This window comes from Rhizobium sp. O111, assembly GCF_055616315.1.
On the sequence record NZ_JBSHXL010000001.1, the window covers coordinates 1,438,547 to 1,450,677 of the forward strand.

The window sequence follows — 12,131 nt, forward strand, 5'->3', positions numbered from 1 at the left end:
CGCATTGCGATGCTGGGCGAGGCAGGGTTAGAGTGCGCTGTTCGGTCGTGGGGCGAATTGCTACAGGGGATATCATGGAGACAGTATCGTACGGTCGTCCTTGTCTGGCCACCGCCGTCGCCGCGACGACTTTGCTTTGGGCGGGGCTCTGGGCTGGCTTGGCATCGGCGCAATCAGCCGGCTGCACGCTTGAACGCGTCGCCGGCACGTCGCGCCAGATCATGCGCTGCGCCGATGGCGTGACCGTTACCGCCGAAGGCGGTGCGCGATTCCAGCTTCTCGACAGCAACGGCGACGGTCGTCCCGATTCGGTGTCGCTGCGCAACAAGGCGGTCCTCGTCGATGTCGACAGTGCCAGGCGCAGCGGCGGCTTTGAGGTAGTCACACCTCAGGCGATCGCCGCAGTGCGCGGCACGCGTTGGGCCGTCGACGTCAAGAATGGCACAACGTCGGTCTTCGTCGTACGTGGGCGTGTGGCTGTGGGCAGGCCATCGGCGGGGCCGAGGGTCGTGCTGGCGCCGGGTGAGGGCGTGGACGTGTCGCGCACCAGTGGCGCGCTCACGGTTCGGCGTTGGCCGCAGGCACGCGCTGATGCGCTTCTTGCGCGGTTGGGCCAGTAGTCGCCCATGCAGGCCAGACGGCTTCTGATCACCATATCGCTGATCGCGGCCGCCCTTTGGGGCGGCGCGCTCGGCTATCTCCACATGCAGGGCAATGCCGGCTTTCTCGACCGCATGGAAGCATCGCTGGCGGACATCAGGAGTCATCTTCTAGGGCCAAGCAGCGCGCCTTCGGTCGTCACCATCGTCGCGATCGACGACCAGACGGCGAGCACCAATGGATATCCGTTGAGCCGGGCAACGCTTGCGCGGCTGGTGGAAACCATCGGCGCGCTGAAGCCAAAGGTCATCGCGCTTGATCTGCTGCTCGTCGATCCCGGACCCGAGGACGGTGACCAGGCGCTCGCCGATGCGCTGAAGGGCGTACCGACTGTCATCGCCGCGGCAGGCGTCTTCCCGTCAAGTCTTCAGTCGGTGACATCGAGCGCCGAGGATCCGCTCGCGACCATTCCGGTGGCAGACCGGATGATGCTGCCGATCGCCCGTTTCGCCGATTCCGCCGCGATCGGCGTCGTCAACGTGTCGACCGATCAGGGCGGAACGCCGCGCTACATTCCGCTGATTTCGCGCGGCGCGCAGCGCGTCGATGCCTCGTTTCCGCTGCGGGTGGCATCGGTGGCGCTCGGCGTCAATCCGGCGTTCACGCCGGCCGCCCTTGCTCTGGGCGAGTTGCGCCTTCCCACCGACATCGGCCAGCGCCTGCCGTTGACCTTCTACGGGCCGCGCGGAACGATCCCCACCATCAGCGCCGCCGATGCGCTCGCCGGCAAGATCGACGCCAAGATGGTCGAGGGCAGGGTGGTCGTGATCGGCTCGACGGTAACCGGCGGCGGCGACGTCTTTCCGACGCCGTTCGACCCGGTGCTTCCCGGTGTCGAGGTCATGTCCACGGCCATCACCCGGCTGATTGCTGGCGACAATATCGTGCGCGACGGCAACGTACGCTCGTTCGATGCGCTGCTCGGCGTTGCCCTGCCGGTGCTGATCATCAGCCTGCTCGGTTGGCGCCGCAGCGCCGTGGCCTATAGCGCCATCGCGGCCGCGGTGCTGGCGTGGTTGACATTCAACATCGTCGCCTTCTCGCATGGCTATTGGTTCAGTGCCGCCTTGCCGATCGCCGCGACCTTGCCGCCGGTGCTGATGTTCGGTGCGATGGAGCTATGGCTCGATCGCCGCCGCGCCACGCATTTCGCGGCGCAAAGCGACCTGCTGCAGCGAATCGAGGCGCCGGGCCTCGGCGAATGGCTGGCGCGCGATCCGTCCTTCCTGTCGCGCCCGGTGCGTCAGGAAGCCGCGGCGGTGTTCGTCGATCTCTCCGGCTTCACCGGATTGAGCGAGGCGATCGGTGCTGCGCGCGTGCAAGAGGTGCTGAGCGGCTTCTTCGAGCTCGTCGATGACGAGGCGCGCGCCCATGGCGGCGCGATCACCAGTTTCATGGGCGATGGCGCGATGATCCTCTTCGGCCTGCCGCGACCGGCCGATGACGACGCTTTGCGGGCGGCGGCCTGCGCTGTCGGGCTTGGTAACCGCCTGAGGGCCTGGCTTTCAGCAGATGCCGGGCTTTCCGGCCGCAAGATCGGCTTCAAGGTCGGCGCCCATTGCGGCACCGTCGTTGCCTCGCGGCTCGGCACCGGCACACGCCAGCAGATCACCGCGACCGGCGATACCGTCAACGTCGCAAGCCGCCTCATGGAAGTGGCGGCAGGCCGCGGTTTCGAGCTCGCACTCAGCGCCGCCGTGATGAGCGCGGCTGGGGCAGGGGCAGCGCCCAACCATCAAGGGCATATTGAAGGACCGGTCTCAGCCAGGATCAGGGGCCGCGCCGAAAGCATCGATGTCTTTCTGTGGCGCGGACATCCGCTTTGACATTTGTCGTTTGACGCAGTAGGAACAGCCCAACTTTTCAACCGGCAAGTTCCGGACGGCGCACCGTGCGCCCGATTATTCCGAAAGACAGACAAAATGACAGAGATAAGCGGCGTCGTTCCGGCGATCGGCAAGGCGTTGGCGAAGCGCGGTTATTCCGAGCTCACCCCCGTTCAGCAATCCATGCTCGATCCGGCGCTTGCCGCATCCGACGCCCTGGTGTCGGCGCAGACCGGCTCCGGCAAGACGGTCGCCTTCGGCCTTGCCATGGCGCCGACCCTGCTTGGCGACGAAGATCGCTTCGAGCCGGCCGCCACCCCGCTGGCGCTCGTCATCGCGCCGACCCGCGAGCTGGCGCTGCAGGTCAAGCGCGAGCTGGAATGGCTCTATGAGCTGACCGGCGCCGTCATCGTCAGCTGCGTCGGCGGCATGGATATCCGCAGCGAGCGCCGTGCGCTCGAGCGTGGCGCCCATATCGTCGTTGGCACGCCCGGCCGTCTCTGCGACCACATTCGCCGCCGCGCGCTCGACATGTCCGATCTGAAGGCCGTCGTGCTCGACGAAGCCGACGAGATGCTCGACCTCGGCTTCCGCGAAGATCTCGAATTCATTCTCGATGCGTCCCCGGAAGACCGCCGCACGCTGATGTTCTCGGCAACCGTGCCGGCCGCGATCGCCAAGCTCGCCAAGAGCTACCAGAAGAACGCCGTGCGCATCGCCACCACGACGGAAGAAAAGCAGCACGTCGATATCGAATACCGTGCGCTGGCCGTCGCTCCGAGCGACCGCGAAAACGCGATCATCAACGTACTGCGCTATTACGAGGCGACCAACGCCATCGTCTTCTGCTCGACCCGTGCGGCCGTCAACCATCTGACCGCCCGCTTCCATAACCGCAATTTCGACGTCGTCGCGCTCTCGGGCGAACTGACTCAGAACGAGCGCAGCCACGCGCTGCAGGCGATGCGCGATGGCCGCGCCCGCGTCTGCATCGCGACCGACGTCGCCGCCCGCGGCATCGACCTTCCTGGCCTCGATCTCGTCATCCATGCCGATCTGCCGACCAATCCGGAAACCCTGCTGCACCGTTCGGGTCGTACCGGCCGCGCCGGTCGCAAGGGCGTCAGCGCCATGATCGTGCCGCTCAACGCCCGCCGCAAGGCAGAGCGCCTCCTCGACAACGCCGGCATCGCCGCCACCTGGGCGCTGCCGCCGTCGGCCGAGGAGGTCATCGCCCGCGACGAGGAACGCCTGCTCGCCGATCCGATCTTCGAAGAGGCTCCGCGCGAGGAAGAGCAGGACATCGTCAAGCGCCTGCTGGACGCGCACGGCGCCGAGAAGCTCGCAAACGCCTTCGTCAACCTCTACCGCGCCAAGCAGTCAGCGCCGGAGGATCTGATGGAAATCAGCCTGCAGGCCGGCCCGCGCAAGCCGCGCGACAATGCCGACGGCCCGCGCGACACCAGCCCGCGTGGCCCGCGCGACGATTTCGGCCCAAGCGTCTGGTTCTCGCTGTCGGTCGGCCGCAAGCAGAATGCCGAGCCGCGCTGGCTGATCCCGATGATCTGCCGCAACGGCAACCTCACCAAGCGCGATATCGGCGCCATCAAGATGCAGCCGGAAGAGACCTTCGTCGAGATCGCAGCCGGCAGCGCCGATGCCTTCCTGGCTGCGACCGGTCCGAACAAGACGATGGAACGCGGCATCCGCGTAAGCCGTCTGCCCGGCACGCCGGAGTTCGGCCGCCAGGATTACGGCAAGTCGGATTTCAACAAGTCCGGCCCGAAGCCTTACGCCGCCAAGAAGAGCTACGACGACCGCCCGCGCGACGGCGGCTTCAAGAAGGGACCGCGCAGCGATGCAGCTCCGTCTGGCGAGCGCGACAGCAAGCCGTGGAGCAAGCCTGGCAAGCCGAAGTTCGAGGGTAAGCCCAAGTTCGAGGGTAAGCCGAAATACGAAGGCAAGCCTAAGTTCGACGGCAACGGCCCGAAGCCGAAATTCTCCAAGAAGAAGGGCTAAGGCCCAAGCGTGACGGCGAGGATCGCATGCGCCGCCAGTCGTTCGGATGGTCCTGATTTTCAGGGCAATGTTCGACCTGGCAACCATGTCTCGCCGTCGTTCATGTCCAGCAATCGCGAAACATCAATTTCGCGATTGCTGATCCTGACCGGGCGACGCCATGGATGATAAAGCCGAACGCATGACATCGGTTTCCGCTGACGATGGTCCCCCGCCGCAAAAGCGCACGTCTTCCTTCGACGCCAGCGCCTTCATCGCCAGGAATCTCCGGCTTCTGCCCGTGCCCGGCCTTCAGGATATCCAGCTCTACACCGCGCATTCCGGCAGCCGCCTGTCACGGCTCGGCGGCACTGATCCCGACCCGCCGGCGCCTTACTGGGCCTATGGCTGGGGCGGCGGCGCGGTGCTGGCGCGCTACATCGCTGAAAATCCGCATCTTGTGCGCGGTCGCCGCGTTCTCGATCTCGGCACCGGGTCCGGCCTCGTCGCGATCATCGCCGCCAGGGCAGGCGCAACATCCGTGGTCGCCTCCGACATCGATGAAAACGCCATCGCCGCCGCCCACCTCAATGCGGCCGCCAACGGTGTCGAGCTTGATCTCCTGCATGTCGATCTCCTCGACGGTCCGCCGCCTGCGGTCGATATCGTTCTGGTCGGCGATCTTTTCTACGACCAAGCGCTGGCGAAGCGCGCGCTGGCGTTTCTCGAAACCTGCCGCGCCGCCGGCATCGACGTCCTGATCGGCGATCCCTATCGCGTGCCGCTGCCAACGGAGAAGCTGCACTGCATCGCGGAGTATTCCGTGCCGGATTTCGGCCTTGGTAGCGACGGGGACGAGGTTCGCGCCGGTGTCTTCAGCTTGGCCGCGGTTCCGGACCTCTAGCCAGTTCCAGGCGCTCCAGCGTCAGCCTGCCGACGACTGCAGCTCCAGCAGCACCCGCATGGCCTCTTCCGCGTCGGCCGTTGGCACGAAGACGTGGTCGTGATGATAGGCGGCCACCATGTTGCAGGAGATGTTGTGATTGGCGAGCGCGGTAGCGACGGCGGCTGTCAGTCCGACGCCCTCAAGCGACGAGAACACGGTGAGCGTGATCCGTCGCATGGGGAGGGTGGTGTCAAAGCCCAGCCGCAAAGCGTCGCCAAGTGCCAGTATCAAAGACACGCCTTCAGCTTCGCGAAACCAGCCAAGCGACAAACGCGCAGCCTGCATGGCTAGCTGCTCGTCTTCCGTCGTGCAAAACACATAGTCTGCGGCGTCAAGGCTCGGCGTCATGCCACGCAGCATGGCCTTCGTATCGCGAACCGGCTGGGTGGTCATGATCATGCTCTCCGGCTGTGAGTGACGATGCGTGAAGTGTGGAACACGCACGCTATCCGCACAAGTCACCATAATAACAGCAATCAGTCAGCAGGTGCGCCAGGCCGAGCTTTCAGCCAAGCAGTTCCGGACGGATCAGCATCACCTCGCATGCCTCTCCTGCCTCGAAAGCGGGCGCATGCGGTGGCCTTATGATCAGGCAGTCGGCTTCCGCGAAAATCTTCATCATCGACGAATCCTGCTTGCCGAATGGCTCGACCTGCAAAGTGCCAGATGGCGAACGCACCGCTCTTGCCCTGACATAATCCTGCCGCTGGTCGTTCGCCTTCATGCTCACACCAACTTCCGCCGTAGCGCTCCGCTTGACCGGAGGCAGCGACGCGAGCTTGCGGATCAGTGGCTCAAGAAACAGCAGGCCGCAAACGAGGCTGGAGACCGGGTTGCCAGGCAGACCAAGCACATGCGTATCGCCGAAACTGCCGACCATCAGCGGCTTTCCCGGCCGCATGGCGATCCGCCAGAAATCTAGCTCCATGCCCGCGGCAAGCAACGTCGCCTGCACGAGATCGTGGTCGCCGACCGATGCGCCGCCCAGCGTGACGATCACATCGACCTTGGCTTCGCGCGCTCTCTCGACGGCAGCCGTGATCGCCGCCTTGTCATCGCGAACGATACCGAGATCGAGCACTTCCGCGCCAGCTTTTCGCGCGAGCGCCGCGATGCCGAATGTGCTGGAAGCAATGATCTGCGACGGGCCGGGCTGCTGGCCTGGTGTCACCAACTCGTCGCCGGTGGCAAGCAGCGCCACCAGAGGCTTGCGCCGGACATCGAGCGTCGCGTGGTTCATGCCGGCGGCAACGGTCAGTCGCGAGAAATCGATCACCGCGCCTGCCATCAGAACGGGCTCGCCCTCACGAAAGTCCTGCCCGCGTGGCCGCACATGCTGGCCGGGACGCACGGGATAGGTGGTGCGGATGCCGTTGTCCGTCTTTTCAGCGTCTTCCTGCAGCAACACACTGTCGGCGCCCTCGGGAACCGGCGCGCCGGTGAAGATTCGCACCGTCTCACCTGCGCCAACCGTGCCGTCAAAGGCGTGTCCGGCAGAAGACGTGCCGATCACACGCAGTTCGCTACCGGGCTCAACTGTATCCTCGCTGCGCAAGGCGTAGCCGTCCATCGCCGATGAATTGAAGGGCGGCTGTGTCAGCCGCGCCGCGACGTCGGTGGCCAGAACGCGTCCCTCGGCTTCAGCCAGAGCGACGGTTTCGAGCGCCATGATCGGCTTTGCCCGCGACAGCAGGCGTTCCTGCGCTTCGGCAACGGGCAGAAGGCTCATTTCGCATGCTCCGGATGCCGGAAATCGCCCGATTTCCCACCCGATTTCTCAAGCAGGCGGATGCCGCTGATCTCCATCGCCTTGTCGGCCGCCTTGGCCATGTCGTAGATCGTGAGGCAGGCGACCGAGACAGCCGTCAGCGCCTCCATCTCGACGCCGGTCTTGCCGGTGAGCTTGGCGGTCGCCGTGACGCGCAGGCCGGGCAGGGCGCTATCCTCGGCAATCTCGACAGAAACCTTCGTCAGCATCAGGGGATGGCAGAGCGGGATCAGATTGCTGGTCTGCTTGGCGGCCATGATGCCGGCCAGCCGCGCCGTGCCGATCACGTCGCCCTTCTTGGCGTTGCCCTCGAGGATCAGTTGAAGCGTCGCCGGTGCCATCTTCACATGGCCTTCGGCGGTCGCGATGCGGGTGGTATCGGCCTTGTCGCCGACATCGACCATATGCGCCTCGCCGGCCGCGTCGATATGGGTCAGGCCGGCCTTCTCGCCACTCATCTTATTCGGCCGCCAGCGAGGCCTGGCCGAACAGCAGCGCCTGCGTGGCCGCCGTCACATCGTCCTTGCGCATCAGGCTCTCGCCGACGAGGAAAGTGTTGATGCCGAAAGCCTGCAGCCGCTTGCAATCCTCATGCGTGAAGATGCCGCTTTCGCCGACCAGCAGCCTGTCATCCGGCACCATCGCCGAAAGCTCTTCGCTGACGGTGAGGCTGACCTCGAAGGTTCTGAGGTTGCGGTTGTTGATCCCGACCAGCGGCGACGAGAGCTTCAGCGCGCGCTCCATCTCTTCGGCGTCGTGTACCTCGACGAGCACATCCATGCCGAGCCCGAAAGCCTCGTCCTGCAGACGCTCCGCATCGCTGTCGGAGAGCGAGGCCATGATCAGGAGAATGCAATCCGCGCCCCAGGCACGGGCTTCCTGCACCTGATAGGTCTCGAACATAAAATCCTTGCGCAGGGCCGGGAGCTTGCAGGCCGCCCGGGCCGCCATCAGGAACTCGGGCGCGCCCTGGAAACTCGGCGTATCAGTCAGCACTGAAAGGCAGGCCGCGCCGCCAAGCTCGTAGGCCTTGGCCAGCGCCGGCGGATCGAAATCCGGACGGATCAGTCCCTTGGACGGGCTTGCCTTCTTGATCTCGGCGATCAGACCGAACTGGCCCGCATCGCGCTTGGAGACCAGCGCCTTGTGGAAACCGCGCGGCGCCGTCTGGTCCTGCTGCATCGCCTTCAGATCGGCAAGCGATACCTTGGCCTTTGCTGCCGCGATTTCTTCGCGCTTATAGAGTTCGATCTTCTGCAGAATGTCGGTCATGGCGGTATCCTAGTCGAGGTCGTTGGATACGGCGACAAGTTTGTCGAGCGCACCCGCGGTAGCGCCGCTGTCGAGCGACTGCGCGGCAAGCCGCATGCCGTCGCGCAACGTTTCCGCCTTGCCGGCGATCACGAGCGATGCGGCGGCGTTGGCAAGCGCGATGTCGCGATAGGCATTTTTCGCGCCGCTGAGCACATCGCGCAGCGCAGCCGCGTTGACGATCCCATCGCCGCCCTTGATTGCCTGAAGCTCGACCGTATCGACGCCGAAGTCGCTCGGCGACAGCTCGAAGCTTTTGATCTTGCCGTTCTCGAGTGCTGCGACGCTGGTTTTGCCCGTGGTGGTGATTTCGTCGAGGCCGTTGCCGTGCACGACCCACACACTCTCGGAACCGAGGTCGCGCATCACTTCGGCGATCGGCATGACGAGCTGCGGCGAGTAGACGCCGAGCAGCTGGCGGCGAACGCCGGCCGGGTTGGAGAGCGGGCCGAGAACGTTGAAGATCGTGCGCGTGCCGAGCTCGACCCGCGACGGGCCGACATGGCGCATGGCCGAGTGGTGCTGCTGCGCGAACATGAAGCCGACGCCGGCTTCGCGAATGCAGCGCGAGATGACCTCTGGCGTCACGTCGAGCTTGACGCCGAGCGCGGCCAGGCTGTCGGCAGCGCCGGACTTGGAGCTGAGCGCCCGGTTGCCGTGCTTGGCGACCGGCACACCGGCGCCGGCGACGATCAGGGCCGCCAGCGTCGAGATGTTGTACGTGCCGCTGGCATCACCGCCTGTGCCGACGATGTCGATGGCGTCAGCAGGTGCCTCCACCGTCAGCATCTTCGAGCGCATGGTCGTGACGGCGCCGACGATCTCGTCGACCGTCTCGCCGCGAACGCGCAGCGCCATCAGAAAGCCGCCGATCTGCGAAGGCGTGGCCTGGCCGGACATCAGGATGTCGAAGGCCTCGCGGGCCTCCTCGCGTGTCAGAGGTTCGCGGCTTGCGGCCTTCGCCAGGAGGGGCTTCAGATCGGTCATGCGTTCATCTTCCCCTTAGCGCGAGGCGGCCTGTTCGGCGAGCTGCTGGTTGATCGACACGCCATACTGCGTCTGCAGCAGGGAGACCATCTGGTCCAGGATGTCGTCGCCGGCGGCGTTTGCGATCGCGTTGATCTGCTGGTCCTGGTTGGCAAGCACGTCGCCGGTCGGCTCGGTGTTCACCTCGGTCACCTTCATCAGGATCTGCGTCGTCGGATCAGCGCCGATCGCGGTCGCGATCGTGTCGATCGGGCCGGAGAAGGAGGCGTTGACGCCACCAGTGCCAAGAACCACGTCGTCCATGCCGCGGGTGATGCCGCTCTTGCTCTCGACCTGAATGCCGAGCGGTGCGGCGATGTCAGCGAGCGAGGTACCCTTCTGGGCCTGCTGCTTCAGCTCGTCCGCCTTCTTGGCGAGTTCGCTCTTCTGCTGCTCGGCGGTCCAGTCGGCAACGGCCTTGTCGTGAACTTCGGCAAGCGGACGGTCGCGCTCAGGCGTGATGTCGCCGAGAGCAAACCAGAGATAGCCATCGGTGCCGATCGACAGCGACGGGATATCAGCACCAGCTTCGGCACGGAACACCGCGCCCAGCACCTGCTGCTTCTCCGGGATGTCCTTGACCTCATTGCCGGCCTTGTCGAGGCCGGTTGCATCGACTGCGTCGATGGTCACGGCCTTGAGCTTCAGCTGCGTGGCGATCTGGTCGAGCGTCGATCCGGCGCTGCGCAGGTCTTCGATCTGATCGTGAACGGTGATCATCTGCTGCGATGCGTTTGCGACGGCGAGCTGCTTGCGCAGGTCTTCCTTGACCTCGTCGAAGCTCTTGGCGCTCTCAGGCTTGATGTTGGTGATACGCAGGATAACCGGGCCGAAGCTGCCGTCGACGACGGGCGAGGTGCCGCCGTTGCGGGAAACCGCGAAGGCCGCGTCGGCAACGGACTGATCGGGAACCTTGTCCTTGGTGAATTCGCCGAGCATGACGTCATTGGCGGTCTTGCCCTGGTCAGTCACCAGCTGGTCGAAGGTCGTGCCTGTTTTCAGCGCATTGGCGGCCGCGTTGGCGAGGTCCTTGTTCTGGAAGGTCAGCTGCTCGATCGTGCGGCTTTCCGGCGTGCGATAGGCGTCCTTGCGCTTCTCGAAGTCTTCGCGGATCTGATCGTCGGTCACCGTTCCGGCATCGGCGATGTCGGCCGGCTGCAGTTTCAGATAGGTGAACTTGCGATATTCGGGCGCACGATAGCGCGCCTTGGCGCCTTCAAACCACTTTGCAAGAACATCGTCGGCCGGCGCCTTGATCGGCTCTATATTGGCGTTGGTCAGCAGCAGGTAATCGATCCCGCGGCTTTCCTGACGGTAGAGCTTCAGCGAATCGACCAGCGTCTTCGGCGGCGTGAAGCCGTTCGAGATCGCGTCGACGATCTGGCTGCGAACCGCGACCTTGCTGCGCTCCTTGATATAGTCGTCCTCGCGGATGCCGGCGTTGCGCAGGCGCGAGGTAAACAGCGAACGGTCGAACTGGCCGTTGACGGCCTTGAACGCCGGATCGTCACCAATCAGCTGGGCGAGACGATCCTCGGAGAGGCCGAGGCCCATGTCGGCGGCGAGCTGATCCAGCGAAGCGCCGGCCACCAGCTGCGAGATCACCTGCTGCTCGACGCCGAAGGCGCGGGCCTGATCGGGTGTCAGGCGCATGCCGAACTGCTGGCTGAGATTGGAGACCTGGCGCTGATAGGCGAGGCGGAACTCGTTGACGTCGACCTGCTGGTCGCCGATCGTCACCACGGTCGTGCTGTTGCTGCCGGTCAGCAGGGAGTGTGACACACCCCAAATGCCGAAAGAGGCGACCAGGAGCAGCATCAGGAGCTTGGCCGCCCAGGTCCGGGCAGCTCTACGCAGAAGATCGAACATCGAAACGCAAACCTCGCATTATATTCGCCCGTTCGCGGGCAAAGCATTGGACGTTCCTTAGAGCAAACGCATGAGGAATTGAAGGGTTATCGCGCGAAAACATCTGCGCTATACCAGCCGTGTTTCGCGACGCCGACCGAAGACAAAAGATGCTCGCTTGCGGAACCTTTGGCAGCGCTATTTCGTTGAGCAGCATCCCCAAGAAACAGGAGCAAACAATGGCCGACATGAAAACCGCCTCCGCACAGTCCACAGCCGCGCGCGTCAAGGCGGAGATTGCAACGGACGATCTGTCCGCGCAGGTCGCCGCATTGCGGGAAGACCTGGCGCGTTTGTCCGAGAGCGTTGTCGCGCTGGGGCAGGGTGCAAAGACCGCCGTTGCAGATGAGGCCTCAGTTTTGACCGAGCGCGTTCGCGACAAGGTGCGCGAAGAGCCGATCCTTGCCATCGCGGTGACCGCCGGCGTGGCATACCTGTTTGGCCTGATGAGCCGCAGATAGAATTTTCTGAAATGAGATGGAAAGGGCCGGGCTGTGGAGCTCGGCCCTTTTTGCATCCGATTTTCGGCACGCCGAATTCGCCTAAGAAGACGCTTGTGAGAACTGTGCTTTGGTTGACCGATCATCTTACCCAGATGGTCGCCACGAAGCAGGAAATCACGCAAATGTGAAATACAACTACAGGGGGATTTTTATGAAATTACTCGACACATTGTGGAGTGATTGGA

General features: G+C 64.4%; 11 protein-coding genes. 5 read left to right on the forward strand and 6 right to left on the reverse strand.

Going from position 1 to position 12,131, the window contains the following annotated elements:
• Positions 1–74 precede the first annotated feature (74 nt).
• The 4 genes from ACVTFQ_RS07370 (at position 75) to ACVTFQ_RS07385 (ending at position 5,388) form a co-directional block, all read left to right on the forward strand.
• Entirely contained in the window at positions 75–620 is a 546-nt protein-coding gene (locus tag ACVTFQ_RS07370) for a FecR domain-containing protein (RefSeq protein WP_111561482.1), read from the forward strand.
• Positions 621–626: 6 nt separating this feature from the next.
• The gene (locus ACVTFQ_RS07375) at positions 627–2,486 is read left to right on the forward strand and encodes a CHASE2 domain-containing protein (protein WP_111561483.1); all 1,860 of its coding nucleotides are present in this window, start codon (positions 627–629) and stop codon (positions 2,484–2,486) included.
• Between the two features lie 96 nt (positions 2,487–2,582).
• The gene (locus ACVTFQ_RS07380; protein ID WP_111561484.1) at positions 2,583–4,505 is read left to right on the forward strand and encodes a DEAD/DEAH box helicase; all 1,923 of its coding nucleotides are present in this window, start codon (positions 2,583–2,585) and stop codon (positions 4,503–4,505) included.
• 160 nt (positions 4,506–4,665) lie between these two features.
• Complete coding sequence (locus tag ACVTFQ_RS07385; RefSeq protein ID WP_111561485.1) at positions 4,666–5,388, forward strand: 50S ribosomal protein L11 methyltransferase; 723 nt, start codon at positions 4,666–4,668, stop codon at positions 5,386–5,388.
• Between the two features lie 21 nt (positions 5,389–5,409).
• Here the strand turns inward: ACVTFQ_RS07385 and ACVTFQ_RS07390 are convergent, their stop codons facing one another.
• The 6 genes from ACVTFQ_RS07390 to ACVTFQ_RS07415 all read right to left on the reverse strand — a co-directional run bounded on the left by ACVTFQ_RS07390 (position 5,410) and on the right by ACVTFQ_RS07415 (position 11,404).
• Positions 5,410–5,823 (reverse strand): ACT domain-containing protein, encoded by a 414-nt coding sequence (locus ACVTFQ_RS07390; RefSeq protein ID WP_111561556.1) that lies wholly within the window; start codon positions 5,821–5,823, stop codon positions 5,410–5,412.
• A 112-nt stretch (positions 5,824–5,935) separates the two neighbouring features.
• On the reverse strand, positions 5,936–7,159 hold the full coding sequence (locus tag ACVTFQ_RS07395; RefSeq protein ID WP_111561486.1) for a molybdopterin molybdotransferase MoeA: 1,224 nt from the start codon (positions 7,157–7,159) through the stop codon (positions 5,936–5,938).
• Positions 7,156–7,656 (reverse strand): cyclic pyranopterin monophosphate synthase MoaC, encoded by a 501-nt coding sequence (gene moaC / locus ACVTFQ_RS07400; protein ID WP_111561487.1) that lies wholly within the window; start codon positions 7,654–7,656, stop codon positions 7,156–7,158. Before moaC ends, ACVTFQ_RS07395 begins: the two co-directional genes overlap by 4 nt.
• 1 nt (position 7,657) lies before the next feature.
• On the reverse strand, positions 7,658–8,470 hold the full coding sequence (trpC, locus tag ACVTFQ_RS07405; RefSeq protein WP_111561488.1) for an indole-3-glycerol phosphate synthase TrpC: 813 nt from the start codon (positions 8,468–8,470) through the stop codon (positions 7,658–7,660).
• Between the two features lie 9 nt (positions 8,471–8,479).
• Complete coding sequence (gene trpD, locus ACVTFQ_RS07410; RefSeq protein ID WP_111561489.1) at positions 8,480–9,496, reverse strand: anthranilate phosphoribosyltransferase; 1,017 nt, start codon at positions 9,494–9,496, stop codon at positions 8,480–8,482.
• Between the two features lie 15 nt (positions 9,497–9,511).
• Positions 9,512–11,404, reverse strand: a complete 1,893-nt coding sequence (locus tag ACVTFQ_RS07415) for a peptidylprolyl isomerase (protein ID WP_112437106.1) — start codon at positions 11,402–11,404, stop codon at positions 9,512–9,514.
• A gap of 218 nt (positions 11,405–11,622) precedes the next feature.
• Between ACVTFQ_RS07415 and ACVTFQ_RS07420 the strand changes: the two genes are divergently transcribed.
• Positions 11,623–11,904 carry a hypothetical protein gene (locus ACVTFQ_RS07420; protein ID WP_018899882.1) on the forward strand — a complete coding sequence of 94 codons (282 nt, stop codon included), beginning with the start codon at positions 11,623–11,625 and terminating at the stop codon, positions 11,902–11,904.
• The last annotated feature ends 227 nt before the right edge of the window (positions 11,905–12,131 follow it).